The organism is Pseudoxanthomonas sp. 134C1 (assembly GCF_057773065.1).
In genome coordinates this window covers 73,138-93,538 of the sequence record NZ_JBYMTH010000012.1, presented here as the reverse complement: position 1 = coordinate 93,538, position 20,401 = coordinate 73,138, and the positions used below count along the sequence as shown (strand labels likewise).

Genomic DNA, 20,401 nt, shown 5'->3' with positions numbered 1-20,401 from the left:
TCCGGGTGGGGAAGGTGCGAACTCTGGACCTTCCACAAATCGCGAAAAAGCGCGAATATGTCGAATCACTATCAATGAATATTTGATAATCATGGATCGTGTCGGCGACCTGACCCTGTTCCTGCGCGTACTCGACCTGGGCTCCATCACCGCGGCGGCGCACAGCCTGGACCTGTCGGTGGCGGTCGCCAGCCAGCGCCTGAAGCGGCTGGAGCGCGAACTGGGCGTGCGCCTGCTGCACAGGACCACCCGCCGCCTGCATCCCACCCCGGAAGGCGCGGCGCTGGCCCAGCAGGGCCGGGTGCTGGTGGAGGACCTGGAGTCGCTGGGGGCCGGCCTGCGCGAAGCCGCCACCGAGGTGGCCGGCACGCTGCGGGTGACTTTGTCGGCGACTTTCGGTCGGCAGTACGTCTCGCCGCTGCTGCCTGCGTTCCTGGCCGCGCATCCCAAACTGCGCATGGCGGTGCATCTGAGCGATCAGGTGGTCGACCTGGTCAGCGAAGGCTTCGACCTGGCGATCCGCATCGGCGCGCTCGAGGACTCGGGATTGGTCGCGCGCCGCATCGCGCCCAACCGGCGGCTGCTATGCGCGTCGCCCGACTACCTGCGGCGGCGCGGTCGCCCGCTGCACCCGGAACAGCTCGCCCAGCACGAATGCCTGCTGCTGGTCGGCAGCCAGGGCCGGCAGGATGTGTGGCGTCTGCAGGATCCGCAGGGCAAGGAAGTGGCGGTGCGGGTGAACGGGCGCTATGAAAGCAATTTCGGCGAACTGCTGCGCGATGCGGCGGTCGCGGGCGAAGGCATCGCGGTGCACTCCCTGTGGCACGTCGTCGAGGATCTGCGTGCCGGTCGGCTGGAAGTCGTGCTGCCGATGTATCCGCCGGCGACGACCGCGATCAGCGCGGTGATGCCGCAGCGGCGGCTGGTGCCGCCGCGGGTGCGCGCGTTCATCGATCTGCTGGCGGCCCGGTTCGGCGAGGACCCGCCCTGGGAACGGGGACTGTCGTTCCCCGGGAATTGATGCTCCTGAGTTGGCCTGATCGGGTTGGCCGGCCGGGCGTACTCAGGTCCAGGTGTCGAACGCAAACGCATCCAGCGCCAGACCCGCCATTTCCACGTCGCGATGCAGCAGTCGCCCATGCGCCGCTTCGCCGCCGGCGCCGAGCGCGACGTACAGCGGATACAGGTGTTCCTGGGTCGGGTGGTTGCGCAGGGCGTCCGGCAACGCGCGCCAGTCCAGCGCACCGGCGGTATCGCCGGCTTCCAGCTTCGTGCGCAACGCGTCGGTGAAGGCGGCGACCCAGGGGAATTCGGCGGCGTCCGGATGGCCCCAGTCGAGCGCGCGCAGGTTGTGCGAAAAGCCGCCCGAGCCCACCACCAGTACGCCATCGGCGCGCAAGGGCGCCAGCGCACGGCCGACGCGGTAGTGCTCTTCCGCGTCACCGTCGGGATTCACCGACAGCGCGACCACCGGAATGTCGGCCTGCGGGTACATCCGCCGAAGCGGTACCCAGACCCCGTGGTCGATGCCGTGACGATCGTCCTGGGTGGCCTCGATGCCGGCGTCGCCCAGCAGTTCGACCACGGTCGACGCCAGCGCGGGCGAACCCTGCGCCGGATATCGGATCTCGTACAGCGGAGCAGGGAAGCCGCCGAAGTCATGGATGGTGCGCGGCGCCTCCGTGGCGGTGACGGTCGTGACCGGCGCCATGAAGTGCGCCGATGCCACCACGATGGCACGCGGGCGTGGCAGCAGTTCACCCAGCCGGTCCAGGAAACGGCCGGTGGGTGAGTCCTCGATCGCCAGCATCGGCGAACCGTGGGACAGGAAAACGGCGGGCAGGGCGGCAGGGGTATCCATGGCGTGCAGCATGGGCCCGCCCGGTGCCTCCGCCAATAGGTGCCGGCACACCGATGTGTTGCGGCGCCGGAACGCCATCGCCTTTCCCTTCGCAGTTGCTCTGGCAAGATGGGGCGTCGCCATTGCAGGAGGCCACATGGGCCAGGACGATCTCCGTTCGGCACAACGGCCGGCGCCCGATTCGCCGATGGTCGAGGTGGCCGACTACGTGACCGGATACCGCATCGATTCCGGTGAAGCCTATGACACCGCGCGTCTGGTGCTGCTGGATTCGCTGGCCTGCGCGATGCTGGCGATGAAGTTTCCCGAATGCGTCCGTCACCTGGGCCCGGTGGTGCCGGGGGCGGAGATGGCTGGCGGCGTGCGGATACCGGGCACGGCGCACGAACTGGATCCCGTCCAGGCGGCATTCGCGATCGGCACCCAGATCCGCTGGCTGGACTTCAACGACACCTGGCTCGCGGCCGAATGGGGCCACCCTTCCGACAATCTGGGAACGCTCCTGGCGCTCGGCGACTACCTGAGCCGTCAGGCACGTCGCGAGGGACGCGCGCCACTGACAGTGCGCGATCTGCTGGGATTCGCCATCAAGGCGCATGAAATCCAGGGGGGCTACGCCCTGCTCAATGCGTTCAACCGGGTCGGCCTGGATCACGTCATCCTCGTCCGGCTGGCGTCCACCGCCCTGGCGACCCATATGCTCGGCGGCACACACGCGCAGATCGTCAATGCCATTTCCAACAGCTGGATCGACAACGGTGTGCTGCGGACTTACCGGCACGCGCCGAACACCGGACCGCGCAAGAGCTGGGCGGCCGGCGACGCCTGCCGCCGCGCGGTCATCCATGCCCTGGACGCCGTGCGTGGCGAAACCGGTTACCCCAGCGCGCTGAGCGCGCGGAGCTGGGGTTTCTACGATGTCGTCTTCGGCGGCCAGCCGTTCCGGTTCGAGCGGCCATTCGGCAGCTACGTCATGGAGAACGTGCTGTTCAAGATCAGCCATCCGGCGGAGTTCCACGCGCAGACCGCGGTCGAATGCGCCCTGCGCCTGCATCCCCGGGTGGCTCCCCGGTTGGAGCAGGTGGAGCGGGTGGTCATCGAAACCCAGGAGGCGGGAAGGCGCATCATCGACAAGACCGGCCCCCTGGCCAACTACGCCGATCGGGACCATTGCCTCCAGTACATGGTGGCGGTCCCGCTGATTTTCGGGCAGTTGGAGGCGGCGGACTACGGCGACGCGCGAGCCGCCGATCCGCGCATCGATCGGCTTCGTAACTTGATGATTGTCAAGGAAAACGAGCAGTTCACCCGGGACTACCTGGACCCTGGCCGGCGCTTCATCGGCAATGCGGTGCAGGTGTTCTTCACCGATGGAAGCCGGTCCGAACGGGTCGCGATCGATTACCCTGTCGGCCATCGGCGGCGACGGAAGGAAGGCTTTCCCCTGCTGATGGAAAAATGCGAAGCCGCGCTGCGGGGACACCTGCCCGCTGCCCGGGTCGATCGTCTGCTGGACCTGGCGGCGGTTCCCGAGCGCCTGGATGCGCTGGCGGTGGACGAGCTGATGGGGCTGTGCGAGGTGGCATGAATTGCCTGCACCGGCGAGCCGATTTCCTTGGCGGAACGGACTTGTTATGGTACCGTTAACGCTGTCTTCACTTCCTCCCGCATAATCTGTTCAGGATGGCGAGCGTGACGGCCGTCCGCACAACCATAAGAAAGCTGGAAAAAACGCGAGTTAAGCGCTTCGGTTTTTCTACAACTGCTGATTTAGACAAGGAGCTGCAAATGAACAAGAAACTGCTTTGTGCCGCGCTGCTGAGCGGTCTGAGCCTGGCGCAAGCTGCTTCCGCCCAGGAGTTTGACGACCGTTGGTACCTGACCGGTTCCGCCGGCATCAACGTCCAGGACAACGACCGCAACACCGACGATGCTCCGTTCGGTGCCATCGGTCTGGGCAAGTTCATCAGCCCGAACTGGTCGCTGGATGGTGAAATCAACTACCAGAACACCCAGTTCGAAAAGAACGTCAACCTGAACTGGAGCCAGTACGGCGTTTCGCTGGACCTGCGCCGCCACTTCTGGCTGTCGGACCGCAACTGGCATCCGTACCTGCTGGCCGGTCTGGGCCTGCAGCGTTCGGAAGAAGAGTTCGACGCATTCCCGAACGCGAACTCGCCGGGTGAGCGCAAGGACAACAACTTCGCCGCCAAGCTGGGTGGTGGTATCCAGGCCAAGCTGGGCCGCGTTGGCGTCCGCACCGAACTCGCCTACCGCATCGATTTCGACGACCAGGCCATCGGTCCGTCGTATGACGGTTCGATCGATGACGGCGACGATTTCGCCGATCTGCTGGCTTCGGTCGGCATCATCATCCCGCTGGGTCCGGAAGCCGCTCCGCCGGCCCCCCCGGCGCCGGCACCGGCTCCGAGCTGCGCCGACCTGGATGACGACGGCGACGGCGTCAACAACTGTGACGACAAGTGCCCGGGTTCGCAGGCTGGCCAGACCATCGGTCCGGACGGCTGCCCGGTCCCGGTCTCGATCGACCTGAAGGGCGTGAACTTCGACTTCGACAAGTCGGTGCTGCGTCCTGACGCGGTCGCCATCCTGGGCGAGGCCGTGGAAATCCTGAAGCGTTACCCCGACCTGAAGGTCGAAGTCGCCGGTCACACCGACTCCGTCGGTACCGACGCCTACAACCAGAAGCTGTCGGAGCGTCGCGCCAAGGCCGTGTACGAGTACCTGACCAGCAACGGTGTTGACGCTTCGCGTCTGATTGGACCGAACGGTTACGGCGAGAGCCGTCCGATCGACACCAACGACACCAAGGAAGGCCGTGCACGCAACCGTCGTACGGAACTGAACGTCCAGAACTGATCGGACGTCGCTTCCCGCAACACACAAAGCCCGGCCTCGTGCCGGGCTTTGTTTTTTCATGTCCGGAAATGGCCAGGCGAGCTCAACCACCATTCCTCCGCAATCGCTTTCGTGCGCATAGCCACAGAAGCGTCAACCACTTGGCGGAAACAGGTAAGGCTTTCCTTGATATCGCGGACCACGCTTCTTACACTGCGGGCTCGTTCGATTGCCGGGGTATCCGCATGCGCCACCTTCTTCTTGCCGGTCTGGCCGGTCTTGCCGCCATCCCCGCCGCGAACGCCGCCCAGAATTGCAGTGGCAGTCTGGTGCCGCCGCCGCTGCCGGTACGCGCGACGGTGCTGGAGCCGGTGGCTTCCGAGTTCACGCCCACGGTGTCCCAACTGGGCGCGCCCAGCGGTGTGTTGACCCAGGCGCTGGATGAGGCGCTGTCGGTGGATCGCGTGCTGATGCGGTTGCGCATCGAAGGATGCCAGAACGTCGCCAAGGCGATGCCCGCCCTCCCCGCGGCGGCCAATGCCAACGATCCTTCGGGCTACAAGCCGAAGACCCAGTACGACAACACGCCGTGGCGGTTCGACATGAACCAGAACGGCAAGCGCATGACCGCCGAAGAGTTTGACGCCTGGATGAAGGCGCGCGGCGTGCGCGTGGCCAAGGGCGCCGGCGCCACCGCGGCTCCCGCACCGGCGGTTCCGGCTGCACCGGCACCTGAAGCCAAGAAGTAATCCCGCAGTTCCGCGCCGACGGCCATGGCTCGTCCCGTCCATGGCGCCCGCGCGCGTCCGCGTACAGGGGCTGGTGTCCCCGCAGGCGACCAGGGTCTACCGCCCCGCCACGGGGTAGCGCGCGTCCTCTCCAAGCTGGGCCTCTGTTCGCGAAGCGAAGCGACACGTTGGGTGCTGGCCGGCCGGGTCGGTGTGGAGGGACGGATTGTCCGGGATCCCGAATTTCCTGTGGTCCAGGGCAGGCACCGGCTCAGCGTCGATGGCAAGCCGGTAGGCGCCGGCGAGCGCACGTACCTGATGCTCAACAAGCCCCGTGGCCTGCTGACCACGGCGAGCGACGAGCAGGGGCGCGACACGGTCTATCGCTGTTTCGAAGGTGCGGGCCTGCCATGGATCGGTCCGGTGGGGCGCCTGGACAAAGCCAGCGAAGGCCTGCTGCTGTTCACCAACGACCCCGAATGGGCCGCCGCGATCACGTCTCCCGAACGCGGCCCCGACAAGACCTATCACGTCCAGATAAACCGCATTCCCGACGACGCGCTGCTCCTGCGCTTGCGGCAGGGCGTGGACAAGGACGGCGAAACGCTGCGGGCGAAGTCGGCATCGCTGCTGCGTGGCGGCGAGAAGAATGCATGGCTGGAAATCCAGCTCGATGAAGGCCGCAACCGACACATACGGCGCCTGCTGGAGGCCTTCGATATCCAGGTGCTGCGGCTGGTGCGGGTCGCGATCGGCCCGCTGCCGCTGGGTGATCTGGCAAAGGGCGCATGGCGTCCTCTGACCCGGGATGAAATCGCGGCCCTGGCGTAGAGCGGAGCGTGCTCCGCTGTTTCGAGGGAATCTCCGCGCCGAGCAAGCCCGGCTCTTACAGGAATGTCAGAGCGGAGCCTGCCCCGTTGCGATCGGTGGGAAGCCGCCTCAGCTCTTCAATACCCCGAGCTCATGGCCGATGCGGGTGAAGGCATCGATCGCGCGATCCAGATGTTCGCGGGTATGCGCCGCGCTCATCTGGGTGCGGATGCGGGCCTGGCCCTTGCCGACCACCGGGAAGAAGAAGCCGATGGCATAGATGCCTTCCTCCAGCAAACGCGCGGCGAAGCGCTGCGCCAGCGGTGCGTCGTACAGCATCACCGGGCAGATCGGATGCACGCCGGGCTTGATGTCGAAGCCGGCGGCGCCCATGCGCTCGCGGAAGTAACGGGTGTTTTCCTGCAACTGCACGCGCAGGTCACCGGCCGAGGACAGCATCTCGAAGGCCTTGATGCCGGCGGACACGACGTGCGGCGGCAGCGAGTTGGAGAACAGGTAGGGGCGCGAGCGCTGACGCAGCAGTTCGATCACTTCCTTCTTCGCGGTGGTGAAACCGCCCAGAGCACCGCCCATCGCCTTGCCCAGCGTGCCGGTGAAGATGTCGATGCGATCCAGCACCCCCTTCACCTCGGCCGAACCTCGGCCGGTGGCGCCGAGGAAACCGGTGGCATGGCATTCGTCGATGTGCACCAGCGCGTTGTATTTCTTCGCCAGTGCGGTGATTTCGTCGAGCGGGGCGATGAATCCGTCCATCGAGAACACGCCGTCGGTGGTGATCAGCTTGGTCCGGCAGCCTGCGGCATCGGCGGCCTGCAATTGGGCTTCCAGGTCGGCCATGTCGCAGTTGGCGTAGCGGAACCGCTTGGCCTTGCACAGGCGCACGCCGTCGATGATCGAGGCGTGGTTGAGGGCGTCGGAGATGATCGCGTCGTTCTCGTCCAGCAGCGGTTCGAACAGGCCGCCATTGGCATCGAAGCACGCCGCATACAGGATGGTGTCCTCGGTGCCGAAGAAATCGGCGATGGTTTTTTCAAGTTGCTTGTGCAGATCCTGGGTGCCGCAGATGAAGCGCACCGAGGCCATGCCGAAGCCATGGCTGTCCAGAGCCTGCTTGGCCGCTTCGATCACGTCGGGATGATCGGCCAGGCCAAGATAGTTGTTGGCGCAGAAGTTCAGCACCGTGCGTCCGTCGGCCAGGGTGATCTCGGCCGACTGCGGGCTGGTGATGATGCGCTCGGACTTGAACAGGCCCTGCGCCTGCAGGGTCTCCAGCTCGGCGGCGTAGCGGGCGGTCAGCGATTCGGACATGGACGGCTCGGGGATGGCGGGAAGCCGTCATTTTAACGGTCTCCGCCGCACCCATGCCGGTGTCATGCCGATGCGGCATAAGGATCGGCCCTCAAGTCATTTCCCGGGTGCAATGTGCATCCGCAGCATCAACGGTTCCGGTCGAAAGACCACATGCGGGGAACCTTGCGATGCGTGGACATGGGCAGGCGGTGCGGGCGGACAGGCGGCCTAAGCGGTTGGCAGCCGCGCTGCTGTGTTCGCTGGCCCTGCCGGCGGCCGCGCAGCAGCACAAACCCACGGTGGAAGAACTGCAGCAGCGGCTGGAAGCCCTGGAGCGCCGCCTCGGCGGTACCGTCGCGGAGACAGGCGAGGTTGTCGGCGAGGGCGGATTGGCGGACCTGGACCAGCGCCTGCGGGTGCTGGAGCGGCGTCTGGAGCTGCAGCAGGAAGAACAGGTGGCCAAAGCCAAGGATGCGCCCGTCATCGCCGTCAACGACAAGGGGGCTTCGTTCAAGTCGGCCGGCGGCGACTACGAGATTCGCCTGCGCGGACTGATCCAGGGCGACGGCCGCTTCTTCCTCGACGATCAGGCGCCGGCGCAGAACGACACCTTCCTGATCCGCACTGCGCGCCCGATCATCGAAGGCTCGCTGGGCAAGCTGGTCGGCTTCCGCCTGACCCCGGAGTTCGCGGGCGACAATGCGAGCATCGTCGACGCCTATGTGGACCTCCGTTTCAATCCGGCGTACACGTTGCGGGTCGGCAAATTCACCTCGCCAGTGGGCCTGGAGCGGCTGCAATCGTCGTCGGCGCTGTCGGCGGTGGAACGTTCTCTGCCCAGCGAACTGGCGCCCAACCGCGACATCGGCGTGCAGCTCCAGGGAGACGTGGCCGATGGCCGCTTCAGCTATGCGCTGGGTGTGTTCAACGGCACGGTCGACGGGCGTGATGCGGTCACCAGCAATCCGGACAACGAGTTCGAATACGCGGGGCGGGTGTTCTTCGAGCCTTTCCGCAACGATGCCAGTGCATGGTCCGGCCTGGGCTTCGGATTGGGCGCGAGCATCGGCGACAAGCGCGGAGCCGGCAACAATTTCCTGCCACGTTACCGGACGGCGGGACAGGCGCAGTTCTTTGCCTATCGTTCGGCGGTGAATGCGGATGGGGAACATTTCCGGTTGTCGCCGCAGGCTTACTACTACCTGGGCCGGTTCGGTTTGCTGGGCGAGTACATCCAGTCGCGCCAGGAGGTCGTGGTCGTCAGCGGGGCGAATGCGGGCCGGCGCGACAAGCTGGAGAACACGGCCTGGCAGGCGACCGCGCAGTGGGTGCTGACCGGCGAGGACGCCAGCTATCGCGGCGTGGTGAAACCGTCGCGCCCGTTCCGTCCGGGTGGGGAAGGCTGGGGCGCATTCGAACTGATCGCCCGCTACGGCGCACTCGATATCGATGACGACGCCTTTCCGCTGTTCGCCGACGCCGCGACCTCGGCCCGCCAGGCGCGCAACTGGACGCTGGGCCTGAACTGGTACCTCACCAGCAATCTCAAGCTCGTCTTCAACTACCTGGACACGACCTTCAAGGGTGGCGCCATCAACGCCGCCGACCGCGAGGACGAGAAGGCGATCTTCTCGCGCCTGCAGGTCGCCTTCTGATTCCGGAGATCCCCATGAGCAACTCTTCCCTGCGACGTCACCTGCGCACCCTGCTGATCGCTTTCGGCCTGACCGTGGCCGCCGCGGCAGGTGCGCGAGATGTGAAGCTGCTGAATGTTTCCTACGATCCCACCCGCGAGTTCTATCGCGAGTTCAATGCCGCCTTCGCCAGGGAATGGCAACAGAAGAAAGGCCAGAAAGTCGAGGTGGAAACCTCGCACGGTGGTTCCGGAAAACAGGCGCGTGCAGTCATCGATGGACTTGAAGCCGATGTGGTCACGCTTGCGCTGGCCTATGATGTGGATTCCATCGCCCAGCGTGCGCGCCTGTTCCCGGCGAACTGGCAATCGCGCCTGCCGGAGAACAGCGCACCCTACACCTCCACCATCGTGTTCCTGGTGCGCAAGGGCAATCCGAAGAAGATCAAGGATTGGGTGGATCTGGTGAAGCCGGGTACTTCGGTGATCACGCCGAATCCGAAGACCTCCGGCGGCGCGCGCTGGAACTACCTCGCCGCCTGGGCCTATGGCCTGAAGATCTTCAAGGGCGACGAGGCCAAGACCCGCAACTTCGTGCGCGCGCTGTTCCGCAACGTGCCGGTACTGGATACCGGCGCGCGTGGCGCCACCACCACTTTCGTCCAGCGCGGCATCGGCGATGTGCTGCTCGCGTGGGAAAACGAGGCGTTCCTGTCGATCGAGGAACTGGGTCCGGACAAGTTCGACATCGTGGTGCCGTCGCTGTCTATCCTGGCGGAGCCGCCGGTGGCGCTGGTCGACAAGAACGTCGACAAGCATGGGACGCGCGAGGCCGCGCAGGCCTACCTGCAGTTCCTGTATTCGCCCACCGGACAGCGGCTGGCGGCCAAGCACTACTACCGGCCACGCTATCCGCAATACGCGGCGCCGGCCGACGTGGCGCGGTTTCCGAAGCTGGAACTGGTGACCATCGACAAGGTGTTCGGCTCGTGGGCCAAGGCCCAGGCCACCCACTTCGCCGATGGCGGCGTGTTCGATCAGATCCAGGCGAGGTAAGCGGGTGAATGCCGATGTCGGTGCATGTTCCAACACGGGTGTCGCGGTGCTTCGTCCATGTGCGGAGGCATGAATGGCCGCGGTGATTGACGCGCGGCCCGCGGCGGGACGTCGCCGTCGGATCCTGCCCGGTTTCGGCCTCAGCCTGGGCTACACGCTGGCCTGGCTGGGGCTGATCGTGCTGATTCCGCTGGTGGGCGTGTTCGTCAAGGCAAGCGGGTTGGGATTGGACGGGCTGTGGCGGATCTGGACCGAACCGCGCGTGTTGTCGGCGCTATGGGTGAGTTTCGGCACCGCGCTGGCGGCGGCGGCGTTCAACGCCGTGATGGGGACGTGGGTGGCATGGGTGTTCGTGCGCTACCGGTTTCCGGGCAAGCGCCTGTTCGACGCGATGATCGATCTGCCGTTCGCATTGCCGACCGCGGTGGCGGGCATCGCGCTCACCGCGCTGTATGGCCCGACCGGCTGGCTGGGGCGCTGGCTGGAAGCGGCGGGAGTGAAGGTGGCCTATACCCCGCTGGGCATCACCGTGGCGCTGGTGTTCATCGGCCTGCCGTTCGTGGTGCGGGTGGTGCAGCCGGTGCTGGCCGAAACCGAGCGCGAACTGGAAGAGGCCGCGGCGACCCTGGGTGCGAACCGCTGGCAGACGATCCGCCGGGTCGTGCTGCCCGGCCTGTGGCCGGCGGTGCTGGCAGGCTTCGCGCTGGCGTTCGCGCGCGGCGTGGGCGAGTACGGGTCGGTGATTTTCATCGCCGGCAACCTGCCCGGCGTGTCCGAGATCGCGCCGTTGCTGATCACCATCAAACTGGAAGAATTCGACTACGCGGGGGCGACCGCGATCGCCGCCGCGATGCTGCTGCTTTCCTTCGTGCTGTTGCTGGCCATCAACAGCCTGCAGTCCCGCCTGGCGCGGACCGCACGGAGCCAGGGATGAGCGAGGCCATATCCGCCGTGATCCCGCTGCCGCACGATTCCCTGGTCGATGTCTCCTCCGGCCGCCCGGCGCGCCGAGCGCGGTCGGCCACGGCCGAGCCGGGCTGGGCGCGGGCCCTGCTGATCATTGGCGCGCTGGTCTTCCTGCTGGCGTTCCTGCTGTTGCCGCTGCTGCTGGTGTTCGTCGAGGCGTTGCGGGGAGGCTGGACCGCATTCCTCACCGCAATCCGGGAACCCGATGCGCTGGCGGCGATCCGCCTGACTTTGCTGGTCACCGCGATCGTCGTGCCTTTGAACCTGATCTTCGGCGTGGCGGCGGCCTGGGCGGTCAGCAAGCACGAGTTCCCCGGCAAGCGCTGGCTGGTGACCCTGATTGACCTCCCGTTCGCGGTGTCGCCGGTGGTGGCCGGCCTGATCTTCGTGCTGATCTTCGGCGCGCAGGGCTGGGCCTGGCCGCTCATCGACGAGGGGTGGCGCCTCTCGCTGCCGGTGCTGGGCGAGGTGACGCTGCAGTTGCCGAAGATCATCTTCGCGCTGCCCGGCATCGTGCTGGCGACGATCTTCGTCACCTTTCCCTTCATCGCCCGCGAGTTGATGCCGCTGATGGAACAGCAGGGCACCGACGAGGAACTGGCCGCGCTCAGCCTGGGCGCCACGGGCTGGCAGGCCTTCTGGCGCGTGACCCTGCCGAACATCCGCTGGGCGCTGCTGTATGGCGTACTGCTGTGCAGTGCGCGCGCGATGGGCGAGTTCGGCGCGGTGTCGGTGGTGTCCGGGCACATCCGCGGGCGCACCAACACGCTGCCGCTGCACGTGGAAATCCTCTACAACGAATACGCCTACAGCGCCGCGTTCGCCGCCGCCTCGCTGCTGGCGCTGTCCGCGCTGCTGACGCTCGCGCTGAAGTCGTACCTGGAATGGCGCCATGGCGAGGCGCTGGCCGCCAATCATCGGCATTGAGGCAGAGACATGGGCATCACCATCGAACACGTGGGCAAGCAGTTCGGCAACTACACGGCACTGCAGGACATCCGACTGGACGTGCGGCAGGGCGAACTGTTGGCGCTGCTCGGGCCTTCCGGATCCGGCAAGACGACGCTGCTGCGGATCATCGCCGGACTGGAACACGCCGATCATGGCCGGGTGCTGCTGGATGGCGAGGACGCGGCGGGTCTGAGCGTGCAGGCGCGCCGCGCCGGTTTCGTGTTCCAGCACTATGCGCTGTTCCGCCACCTCGACGTTGCCGGCAACATCGCTTTCGGCCTGCGGGTACGGCGCGGCGCGCAGCGCTGGCCGGAAGCGCGCATCCGCGCGCGGGTCGAGGAACTGCTGGCGCTGGTGCAACTGGAAGGACTGGCCGCGCGCTATCCGGCGCAACTGTCCGGCGGCCAGCGGCAACGCGTGGCGCTGGCGCGCGCGCTCGCGATCGAGCCGCGCGTGCTGCTGCTGGACGAACCCTTCGGCGCGCTCGACGCGCAGGTCCGCCGGGATCTGCGTCGCTGGCTGCGCGAGCTGCATGATCGCACCGGGTTGACCACCCTGTTCGTCACCCACGATCAGGAGGAGGCGCTGGAACTGGCCGACCGGGTGGCGATTCTCAATGCCGGCCGGCTGGAGCAGGTCGGCACGCCGGCCGAGGTCTACGACGCACCGGCCTCGCCCTTCATCTATTCCTTCGTCGGCGCGGTGAACCGGTTGCCGGCGCGCTGGCATGGCGGGGAGCTGCTTGCGGAAGGCGCGGCGTTGCCGGTGGCGGGGCATGCGCGCGGCGAAGGCGCGGCGGAGGTGTTCGTGCGCCCGGAGGATCTGCGCATCGATCCCGCCGGCCATGGCTGGCCGGCCACGGTGCTGTCGGGGCAGCGCAACGGACCGCGCCTGCGCCTGCGTGCGCAATTGGCCGGGTCCCGCCATGAAGTCGAGGTGGAACTGCCGGCCCACGCGCAGGCGCATGCGGTCGGGCAGCACCTGCATCTGGTCCCGGCGCGGTTCGGCTGGTTCCCGGCGCCGGCGGGCTGGGGGGAGGGCGCTCCGGGCACTTGACGACGGCGATTGTTGCATCGCAATATCCGGCGGACGGTTAAAAAACCGTAAACACGTGCCTCATCGCACGTGTCCAAGGTCGGAGTGGGACCGGCCTGCGCGATCAACACGCCGCTACCAACCTGGAGAGAGCCCGGATGAAGCCAGTCAAGTTGTGCACCACCCTTGCCGTCGCCCTGCTGGCGGCGGTTCCGTTTGTTTCGTTTGCGCAGGAAGCCGCGGTGGAAGCCGAGGCCGAATCCGAAGCCGAATCCCCCGTCACCTGGTCGGTCGCGGTCACCACCGACTATGTCTTCCGTGGCGTTTCCCAGACCGATGAAGGTCCGGCGTTCCAGCCCGGCCTGACCTACACCGCGCCGTTCGGCCTGTACGTGGGCGTGTGGGGCTCCAACGTCGATTTCGGCGATCCGGATCCGGAAGCCGGGCTGCGCGGCCCGAATTTCGAGCTCGACGCCTTCGTCGGCTACAGCTATGACTTCAACGACAGCTGGAACCTGGACGTCAGCGCAGTGCGCTACACCTACCACGGCGCCAGCTCCGGCGTGTCCAGCGGCGACTACAACGAGTACATCGCCAAGGTCACCTGGGCCGGTCCGGTGGAAATCTCCGGCATGCTCGCCTATGCGCCGGACTATGGCGATCTGGCTCCGAAGGCCAAGGAAAGCTATGCCAACCTGGCCGCCGCCTACGACATCGGCGACAGCGGTTTCTCGGTGGGTGCGTCGGTCGGTTACACCTCGATCGACAACGGCGAGGAGTGGATCGAGGGCGAACGCTTCAACTATGGCGTCACCGATTACTTCGATGGCTCGTTGACCCTCAACAAGACCTTCGGTCCTGCCACCGCGACCCTCGGCTACTACACCACGTTCGGTTCCGACGCCGATGTGCTGAAGGCCGATGGCGAGATCTACGACAACCGGGTCGCGCTGACGATCAGCGTCGGCAATTGAGTCTGCCGCATGCGGGAAAGAAGAAGGGCGCCGCGAGGCGCCCTTTTTTTGTTGTTGGCTGTTGCAAAGCACCTTCGGTGCTTGCCCCATCCGCCTTCGGCACCTTCCCCCGCTCGCGGGGGAAGGAATCGGGACTCAGGTCCAGCTCAGTACGACCTTGCCGGCCTTGCCGGCTTCCATCAGGTCGAAGCCCTTCTGGAAGTCGTCGATCGGCAACTGGTGGGTCAGCACCTTGCCCAGCGGGAAGCCGGACAGCACCAGCTGGGTCATCTTGTACCAGGTTTCGTACATCTTGCGGCCGTAGATGCCCTGCACGGTCAGGCCCTTGAAGATGATCCGGTCCCAGTCCACGCCGGCGCCCTTGGGCAGGATGCCGAGCAGGGCGATCTTGCCGCCGTGGTACATGCAGTCGAGCATGTCGTTGAACGCGCGCGGATTGCCGCTCATTTCCAGGCCCACGTCGAAGCCTTCCATGTGCAGATCGGCCATCACTTCCTTGAGCGAGGTGTTGGCGACATTGACCACGCGGGTCGCGCCCATGTCGGCGGCCAGCTTCAGGCGGTAGTCGTTGACGTCGGTGACCACCACGTTGCGCGCGCCGATATGCTTGCAGATGCCAGCGGCGATGATGCCGATCGGGCCGGCGCCGGTGATCAGCACGTCCTCGCCGATGACATCGAACTCCAGCGCGCAGTGCGCGGCGTTGCCATAGGGATCGAAGAACGCGGCCAGCTCGCTGGGGATCTGATCCGGAATCGGCCACAGGTTGCTGGCCGGCATCACCATGTACTCGGCGAACGCGCCATCGCGGTTGACGCCGATGCCGACCGTGTTCGGGCACAGGTGCGGGCGGCCGCCGCGGCAGTTGCGGCAATGGCCGCAGACGATGTGGCCTTCGGCCGAGACACGCTGGCCGACGGTGTAGCCGGTGACCCCGGGGCCGATCTGGGCGATGCGGCCGACGAACTCGTGTCCGATCACCAGGCCCGGACGGATGGTGCGCTGGCTCCATTCGTCCCACAGGAAGATGTGCAGATCGGTGCCGCAGATGGCGGTCTTCTCGAGCTTGATCAGCACTTCGTTCGGGCCGGGCTGCGGCACCGGCACTTCTTCCAGCCAGATGCCCTTGGCCGCTTCGCGCTTGACCAGCGCCTTCATCATTTGCGTCATGGAGTGTGTTCCGGGACCGGGACGGTGAGGGCGCGGATTATACGCGGGCGGCCGGAACCGTATGGTAAGCCGCGGTCCGCGCGGACTTTCGTTCCGGCGGGTGCGGGGAAGGGCACCAGGCGCCTAGGCCGAAAGTCATGGTCGGCCCGGCGGCCCCGACCGTTACAATCTAACGCTCATTTTTCCGAGGGGATGTACCCATGCGCCTTAACCTGCTTGCTGCCTCACTCGCCGTCGCCTGCCTCGCGCCGGCCGGCCTCGCCCATGCCGGAGAGGGCATGTGGGTGCCGCAGCAGCTGCCGGAGATCGCCGGTCCGCTGAAGAAAGCCGGCCTGAAACTGTCGCCCGAGCAGTTGTCCAACCTGACCGGCGACCCGATGGGCGCGGTGGTCGCGCTGGGTGGCTGCACCGCCAGCTTCGTCTCCCCGCAGGGCCTGGTGGTCACCAACCACCATTGCGCGTACGGCGCCATCCAGCTCAATTCGACCGCCGAGAAGAATCTGATCAAGGACGGCTTCAACGCCCCGACCCTCGCCGATGAAGTCAGCGCCGGCCCCAACGCGCGCGTCTACGTGCTCGACGACATCAAGGACGTGACCGCCGAGGCCAGGGCCGCAATCGCCGCCGCCGGCAACGATCCGCTGGCGCGCACCCAGGCGCTGGAAGCGTTCGACAAGAAACTGGTCGCCGATTGCGAGGCCGAAGCCGGTTTCCGCTGCCGCCTGTACAGCTTCTCCGGCGGCAACACCTATCGCCTGTTCAAGAACCTGGAAATCAAGGACGTGCGTCTGGCGTATGCGCCTCCGGGCAGCGTCGGCAAGTTCGGCGGGGACATCGACAACTGGATGTGGCCGCGCCACACCGGCGACTTCTCGTTCTATCGCGCCTATGTCGGCAAGGACGGCAAACCGGCCGCGTTCTCCAAGGACAACGTGCCTTACCAGCCGAAGCATTGGCTGAAGTTCGCCGATCAACCGCTGGGCGCCGGCGATTTCGTGATGGTGGCCGGCTATCCGGGTTCCACCAACCGCTACGCGCTGGCCACCGAGTTCGACAACACCGCGAGCTGGACCTATCCGACCGTCGCGCGCCACTACAAGGCGCTGATCGAGATGGTGAAGGCCGCCGGCAAGACCAACCCGGACATCGCGGTGAAGTACGCCAGCAGCATGGCCGGCTGGAACAACACCAGCAAGAATTTCGAAGGCCAGCTGGAAGGCTTCAAACGCATCGACGCCGCCGGCCAGAAGCACACCGAGGAATCCGCGGTGCTGAACTGGCTCAAGGGCCAGGGCGGCCAGGGCAAGGCGGCGCTGGACGCGCATGCCAAGCTGGTGGCGCTGGCCGACCAGGCCAGGACCACCCGCGATCGCGATCTGGTGGTCGGCCAGTTCGGCAACAGCGGCGTGATCGGCGTGGCGAGCACGCTGTACCGTCTGGCGATCGAAAACGAAAAACCCAACACCGCGCGTGAATCCGGCTACCAGGAACGCGATCTGCCGGGCATCGAAGGCGCGATGAAGCAGATGGAGCGCCGTTACGTGCCGGCGATGGATCGTCAGATCCAGCAGTACTGGCTCAACGAGTACGTGAAGTTGCCGGCGGCCCAGCACGTGGCCGCGGTCGACGCGTGGCTGGGCGGCAACGATGCCGCCGCGGTCAACCGCGCGCTCGACAAGCTGGCCGGCACCCGGCTGGGCAACACCGAGGAACGCCTGAAGTGGCTGAAGGCCGATCGCAAGGCATTCGAGGCCAGCAGCGACCCGGCCATCCAGTACGCGGTGGCGGTGATGCCGACCCTGCTGAAGCTGGAGCAGGAACGCAAGACCCGCATGGGCGAATCGCTGGTCGCGCGTCCGGTGTTCCTGCAGGCGCTGGCCGACTACAAGAAGAGCCAGGGCGAATTCGTCTATCCGGACGCCAATCTGTCGCTGCGCATCACCTTCGGCAACGTGATGGGGTACGAGCCCAAGGACGGTGTGGCCTACACCCCGTTCACCACCCTGGAAGGCGTGGTCGCCAAGGAAACCGGACAGGATCCGTTCGATTCGCCGAAGGCGCTGCTGGACGCGGTCAAGGCCAAGCGTTACGGCGGTCTGGAAGACAAGCGCCTGGGCTCGGTGCCGGTCAACTATCTGTCGGATCTGGACATCACCGGCGGCAACTCCGGTTCGCCGGTGCTGGACGCGAACGGCAAGCTGATCGGCCTGGCGTTCGACGGCAACTGGGAGTCGGTCAGTTCCAACTGGGTGTTCGATCCCAAGATGACCCGCATGATCGCGGTGGACGGCCGTTACCTGCGCTGGATCATGCAGGAGGTCTACCCGGCGCCGCAGTTGCTGAAGGAAATGAACGTTCCGGCGGTGAAGTAAGCGGTCGGAAAATGGTCTGACCCTGGGAAAAAGGGCGGAACCGGGCGACGGGAGCGGTATGATCCGCTCCCGTCGCCGTTTCCACGGTTGGAAATGGCGCTTCCCCCAGCCGGAATTCCCCACGCATGCGCATCCTGCTTGCCCGTCACGGCGAAACGCCGTGGAACGCCGAAGGCCGCTACCAGGGCCAGATCGACATTCCCCTCTCGCCGATTGGCGAATCGCAGGCGCAGGCACTGGGGCAACGGTTGCAGGATCTTCCGATTACCCGCGCGGTGGCTTCGCCGCTGACCCGCGCGGCCACCACGGCCCGCCATGCGCTCGGACAGTCGCGCGCCGACATGCTGACCACCGACGCGGATCTGCAGGAAATCGCCCATGGCGAGTGGGAAGGCCTGCTGGCCAGCGAAATCCACGAGAAGGATCCGGCGCGCCTGCAGGCCTGGCGCGAGGAACCCGACACCGTGCTGATGCCGGGCGGTGAATCGCTGCGGCAGGTGCTGGATCGTTCCTGGCGCGGCCTCGCGCGCGCGGCCGAAGGTCTGGGCGATGGCGATACCCTGCTGGTGGTCGCGCATGACGCGGTGAACCGGGTCATCCTGTGCCGCGTGCTCGGCCTGCCGATCGCCAAGCTGTGGACCTTCCGCCAGGCGCCGACCACCCTCAACCTGCTGGAAGGCCCGGACGTGGAGCGGCTGGAAGTGGTGCGTCTGAACGACTGCGCCCACCACACGCCGTTCTTCGGCGAAGCCAAGCACCGCGCACTGTAGCCCGATCGCGGCGACGTCCGGCATGGGCTGGAAGCAAGGTGTGTTCGGCAGCGAACAGCCGACCCGCGAACAGTGGATCAGCACGTCGGCGGCAGTGGCGGTACTGATCCTCGTGCTCGCCGGCATGTTCGTCGACTTCGCACCGGCCCCGGCGTTGCGGGGCATCCACATGGCGGTGATCTTCCTGATCGTCGGCGTGATCGAGACGGCGCTGCTGTTCGCCCATGCCAGCCGCAGGGGGCGCATGGGCCAGTTGGTGGACCGGGGCCTGCCCAGGTTCCTGTTCCTGTTGCTGGCCATTCCGCTGATGCTGGGTTTTGTTTCATGGCTGATCGCCATCAAGACCCTGCCGTGGACGTTCACCCGCGTGTTCGGCAGCGAAGTCCGTGAAACCCACGCGATGGAAACCCGCTACAGCCACAGCCGCCGTTCCTGCGATTACCGGCTGTACGGCGGCCCGATGGAAGGCGCGTTTCCCTCCTATCTGTGCATCCGCGAAGCGTTCTACGATCGTCATCCGAATCAGCAGGTCGGAGTGGTGCTGACCGGCCGCCGCTCCGTGCTGGGTTTCAGCATCCAGCACGTCTACTCCCAGGATTGAACATGGTTTCCTCTCTCCCGCAGACCCTCGATGACTGGCTCGCCTACATCGAGCGCCAGCATCCGAAATCCATCGAGATGGGCCTGGAGCGCGTGCGCGCGGTGGCCGATGCGCTGGGGCTGGTCCGCCCGGCCGCGCAGGTGATCACGGTGGGCGGCACCAACGGGAAGGGCTCGACGGTCGCTTTCATCGAATCCATCGCCCGCGCCGCCGGCTGGCGGGTGGGTGCGTACACCTCGCCGCACCTGCTGCGCTACAACGAGCGCGTGCGCATCGACGGCGACGAGGCCGGCGACACGCAACTGATCGCCGCGTTCGCCGCGGTGGAAACCGCGCGTGGCGAGTTGCCGCTGACCTATTTCGAATTCGGCACGCTGGCGGCGCTGTGGTTGTTCCAGCAGGCGCAGCTGGATCTGGCGGTGCTGGAAGTCGGCCTGGGCGGTCGTCTGGACGCGGTGAACCTGGTGGATCCCGATGTCGCGGTGATCACCACGGTGGACATCGATCATGTCGATTGGCTGGGACCGGATCGCGAAAGCATCGGCCAGGAGAAGGCCGGCATCGCGCGCGCCTGGAAGCCGCTGGTGCTGGGTGAAATCGATTCGCCATCCAGCGTGCTGCGGCATGCCTATGCGATCGGCGCCAACGCGTTGCGGCTGGGCAGCGATTTCTTCCAGGAGACCATCGACGAACACCGTTGGCGCTGGCGCGAAGTCGGCGCGGAACTCGAATTGCCGAATCCACCGCTGGCCGCGCCGGTCCAGCGCAACAATGCCGCCGCCGCGATCGCCGCGCTGCGCGCGCTCGACACCCCGCCGCCGGAAGCCGCGTTCGCCGAAGGCATCGCCGCCGCGCGCCTGCCGGGGCGGTTGCAGACGCTGGTGCGCGACGGTGTGGACATCGTGGTCGACGTCGGCCACAACCCGCAGGCCGCGCGCGAACTGGCCGCGTGGCTGCGCGCGCAACCTGCCGCGCCGACACAACTGGTGTACGCCGCGCTGGCCGACAAGGATGCGGCGGGCGTGGTCGCCGCATTCGACGGCCTGGACGTGCACTGGCATCTGGCGGGGCTGGAGCCGGATACGCCACGCGGGCAGGACGTGGCGGCGCTGGCCGGACGCCTGCAGGACTCCGACGCCGCGGGCGGGCAGCGCCACGCCGATGTGGCGGCGGCACTGGCGTCGGCGCGGGGGCAGGCGAGCGCGGGCTCCCGCATCCTTGTCTTCGGTTCCTTCCACACCGCCGCCGAAGCACTGCGCACCCTGCGTTCATCCGAATGACGGGAAGCCCGGAACGGGCACCGT

At 66.5% G+C, this 20,401-nt stretch carries 18 protein-coding genes; 15 read left to right on the top strand and 3 right to left on the bottom strand.

All coding sequences use genetic code 11. From position 1 onward, the window contains the following. The first annotated feature begins 91 nt into the window (after positions 1 to 91). Positions 92 to 1,021 (top strand): LysR family transcriptional regulator, encoded by a 930-nt coding sequence (locus AC3DEZ_RS18475; protein ID WP_488389540.1) that lies wholly within the window; start codon positions 92 to 94, stop codon positions 1,019 to 1,021. A gap of 42 nt (positions 1,022 to 1,063) precedes the next feature. On the opposite strand, the gene AC3DEZ_RS18470 is transcribed toward AC3DEZ_RS18475, so the two are convergent. Continuing rightward, positions 1,064 to 1,873 (bottom strand): DODA-type extradiol aromatic ring-opening family dioxygenase, encoded by an 810-nt coding sequence (locus AC3DEZ_RS18470; protein WP_488389539.1) that lies wholly within the window; start codon positions 1,871 to 1,873, stop codon positions 1,064 to 1,066. A 124-nt stretch (positions 1,874 to 1,997) separates the two neighbouring features. Between AC3DEZ_RS18470 and AC3DEZ_RS18465 the strand changes: the two genes are divergently transcribed. From AC3DEZ_RS18465 to AC3DEZ_RS18450, 4 genes are all read left to right on the top strand, one after another. Then, positions 1,998 to 3,449, top strand: coding sequence for a bifunctional 2-methylcitrate dehydratase/aconitate hydratase (locus AC3DEZ_RS18465; protein WP_488389538.1), 1,452 nt, complete (start codon positions 1,998 to 2,000; stop codon positions 3,447 to 3,449). A 200-nt stretch (positions 3,450 to 3,649) separates the two neighbouring features. Further along, complete coding sequence (locus AC3DEZ_RS18460; RefSeq protein WP_488389537.1) at positions 3,650 to 4,741, top strand: OmpA family protein; 1,092 nt, start codon at positions 3,650 to 3,652, stop codon at positions 4,739 to 4,741. Between the two features lie 224 nt (positions 4,742 to 4,965). Then, entirely contained in the window at positions 4,966 to 5,469 is a 504-nt protein-coding gene (locus AC3DEZ_RS18455) for a hypothetical protein (RefSeq protein WP_447103063.1), read from the top strand. 24 nt (positions 5,470 to 5,493) lie between these two features. Continuing rightward, complete coding sequence (locus AC3DEZ_RS18450; protein ID WP_488389536.1) at positions 5,494 to 6,279, top strand: pseudouridine synthase; 786 nt, start codon at positions 5,494 to 5,496, stop codon at positions 6,277 to 6,279. A 108-nt stretch (positions 6,280 to 6,387) separates the two neighbouring features. On the opposite strand, the gene kbl is transcribed toward AC3DEZ_RS18450, so the two are convergent. Next, positions 6,388 to 7,587 carry a glycine C-acetyltransferase gene (gene kbl / locus AC3DEZ_RS18445; protein ID WP_488389535.1) on the bottom strand — a complete coding sequence of 400 codons (1,200 nt, stop codon included), beginning with the start codon at positions 7,585 to 7,587 and terminating at the stop codon, positions 6,388 to 6,390. A gap of 218 nt (positions 7,588 to 7,805) precedes the next feature. Between kbl and AC3DEZ_RS18440 the strand changes: the two genes are divergently transcribed. From AC3DEZ_RS18440 to AC3DEZ_RS18415, 6 genes are all read left to right on the top strand, one after another. Then, on the top strand, positions 7,806 to 9,224 hold the full coding sequence (locus AC3DEZ_RS18440; protein ID WP_488389534.1) for an OprO/OprP family phosphate-selective porin: 1,419 nt from the start codon (positions 7,806 to 7,808) through the stop codon (positions 9,222 to 9,224). A gap of 14 nt (positions 9,225 to 9,238) precedes the next feature. Further along, entirely contained in the window at positions 9,239 to 10,258 is a 1,020-nt protein-coding gene (locus AC3DEZ_RS18435; protein ID WP_488389533.1) for a sulfate ABC transporter substrate-binding protein, read from the top strand. Positions 10,259 to 10,331: 73 nt separating this feature from the next. After that, positions 10,332 to 11,192 (top strand): sulfate ABC transporter permease subunit CysT, encoded by an 861-nt coding sequence (gene cysT / locus AC3DEZ_RS18430; protein ID WP_488389532.1) that lies wholly within the window; start codon positions 10,332 to 10,334, stop codon positions 11,190 to 11,192. After that, a complete protein-coding gene (gene cysW / locus AC3DEZ_RS18425; RefSeq protein WP_488389531.1) occupies positions 11,189 to 12,151 on the top strand; it encodes a sulfate ABC transporter permease subunit CysW in 963 nt (320 codons plus the stop codon). The genes cysT and cysW overlap by 4 nt, the downstream gene beginning before the upstream one ends. A gap of 9 nt (positions 12,152 to 12,160) precedes the next feature. Further along, a complete protein-coding gene (locus AC3DEZ_RS18420) occupies positions 12,161 to 13,231 on the top strand; it encodes a sulfate/molybdate ABC transporter ATP-binding protein (RefSeq protein WP_488389530.1) in 1,071 nt (356 codons plus the stop codon). A 137-nt stretch (positions 13,232 to 13,368) separates the two neighbouring features. Next, positions 13,369 to 14,184 (top strand): TorF family putative porin, encoded by an 816-nt coding sequence (locus AC3DEZ_RS18415; RefSeq protein ID WP_488389529.1) that lies wholly within the window; start codon positions 13,369 to 13,371, stop codon positions 14,182 to 14,184. Positions 14,185 to 14,319: 135 nt separating this feature from the next. Here AC3DEZ_RS18415 and tdh read toward each other — a convergent pair whose 3' ends face one another. After that, positions 14,320 to 15,354 carry an L-threonine 3-dehydrogenase gene (tdh, locus tag AC3DEZ_RS18410; protein ID WP_447103054.1) on the bottom strand — a complete coding sequence of 345 codons (1,035 nt, stop codon included), beginning with the start codon at positions 15,352 to 15,354 and terminating at the stop codon, positions 14,320 to 14,322. A gap of 200 nt (positions 15,355 to 15,554) precedes the next feature. Between tdh and AC3DEZ_RS18405 the strand changes: the two genes are divergently transcribed. From AC3DEZ_RS18405 to folC, 4 genes are all read left to right on the top strand, one after another. Continuing rightward, complete coding sequence (locus AC3DEZ_RS18405) at positions 15,555 to 17,726, top strand: S46 family peptidase (protein WP_488389528.1); 2,172 nt, start codon at positions 15,555 to 15,557, stop codon at positions 17,724 to 17,726. Positions 17,727 to 17,851: 125 nt separating this feature from the next. Next, complete coding sequence (locus AC3DEZ_RS18400; protein ID WP_488389527.1) at positions 17,852 to 18,496, top strand: histidine phosphatase family protein; 645 nt, start codon at positions 17,852 to 17,854, stop codon at positions 18,494 to 18,496. A gap of 22 nt (positions 18,497 to 18,518) precedes the next feature. Beyond that, positions 18,519 to 19,097 carry a hypothetical protein gene (locus AC3DEZ_RS18395; RefSeq protein WP_488389526.1) on the top strand — a complete coding sequence of 193 codons (579 nt, stop codon included), beginning with the start codon at positions 18,519 to 18,521 and terminating at the stop codon, positions 19,095 to 19,097. Between the two features lie 2 nt (positions 19,098 to 19,099). Then, positions 19,100 to 20,377, top strand: a complete 1,278-nt coding sequence (folC, locus tag AC3DEZ_RS18390; protein WP_488389525.1) for a bifunctional tetrahydrofolate synthase/dihydrofolate synthase — start codon at positions 19,100 to 19,102, stop codon at positions 20,375 to 20,377. The last annotated feature ends 24 nt before the right edge of the window (positions 20,378 to 20,401 follow it).

Excerpts from the sequence above, each read along its gene's own strand:
- AC3DEZ_RS18475 (WP_488389540.1), top strand. The coding sequence starts at position 92 with ATGGATCGTGTCGGCGACCTGACCCTGTTCCTGCGCGTACTCGACCTG.
- AC3DEZ_RS18470 (WP_488389539.1), bottom strand. The coding sequence starts at position 1,873 with ATGCTGCACGCCATGGATACCCCTGCCGCCCTGCCCGCCGTTTTCCTG.
- AC3DEZ_RS18465 (WP_488389538.1), top strand. The coding sequence starts at position 1,998 with ATGGGCCAGGACGATCTCCGTTCGGCACAACGGCCGGCGCCCGATTCG.
- AC3DEZ_RS18460 (WP_488389537.1), top strand. The coding sequence starts at position 3,650 with ATGAACAAGAAACTGCTTTGTGCCGCGCTGCTGAGCGGTCTGAGCCTG.
- AC3DEZ_RS18455 (WP_447103063.1), top strand. The coding sequence starts at position 4,966 with ATGCGCCACCTTCTTCTTGCCGGTCTGGCCGGTCTTGCCGCCATCCCC.
- AC3DEZ_RS18450 (WP_488389536.1), top strand. The coding sequence starts at position 5,494 with ATGGCTCGTCCCGTCCATGGCGCCCGCGCGCGTCCGCGTACAGGGGCT.
- kbl (WP_488389535.1), bottom strand. The coding sequence starts at position 7,587 with ATGTCCGAATCGCTGACCGCCCGCTACGCCGCCGAGCTGGAGACCCTG.
- AC3DEZ_RS18435 (WP_488389533.1), top strand. The coding sequence starts at position 9,239 with ATGAGCAACTCTTCCCTGCGACGTCACCTGCGCACCCTGCTGATCGCT.
- cysT (WP_488389532.1), top strand. The coding sequence starts at position 10,332 with ATGGCCGCGGTGATTGACGCGCGGCCCGCGGCGGGACGTCGCCGTCGG.
- cysW (WP_488389531.1), top strand. The coding sequence starts at position 11,189 with ATGAGCGAGGCCATATCCGCCGTGATCCCGCTGCCGCACGATTCCCTG.
- AC3DEZ_RS18420 (WP_488389530.1), top strand. The coding sequence starts at position 12,161 with ATGGGCATCACCATCGAACACGTGGGCAAGCAGTTCGGCAACTACACG.
- AC3DEZ_RS18415 (WP_488389529.1), top strand. The coding sequence starts at position 13,369 with ATGAAGCCAGTCAAGTTGTGCACCACCCTTGCCGTCGCCCTGCTGGCG.
- tdh (WP_447103054.1), bottom strand. The coding sequence starts at position 15,354 with ATGACGCAAATGATGAAGGCGCTGGTCAAGCGCGAAGCGGCCAAGGGC.
- AC3DEZ_RS18405 (WP_488389528.1), top strand. The coding sequence starts at position 15,555 with ATGCGCCTTAACCTGCTTGCTGCCTCACTCGCCGTCGCCTGCCTCGCG.
- AC3DEZ_RS18400 (WP_488389527.1), top strand. The coding sequence starts at position 17,852 with ATGCGCATCCTGCTTGCCCGTCACGGCGAAACGCCGTGGAACGCCGAA.
- AC3DEZ_RS18395 (WP_488389526.1), top strand. The coding sequence starts at position 18,519 with ATGGGCTGGAAGCAAGGTGTGTTCGGCAGCGAACAGCCGACCCGCGAA.
- folC (WP_488389525.1), top strand. The coding sequence starts at position 19,100 with ATGGTTTCCTCTCTCCCGCAGACCCTCGATGACTGGCTCGCCTACATC.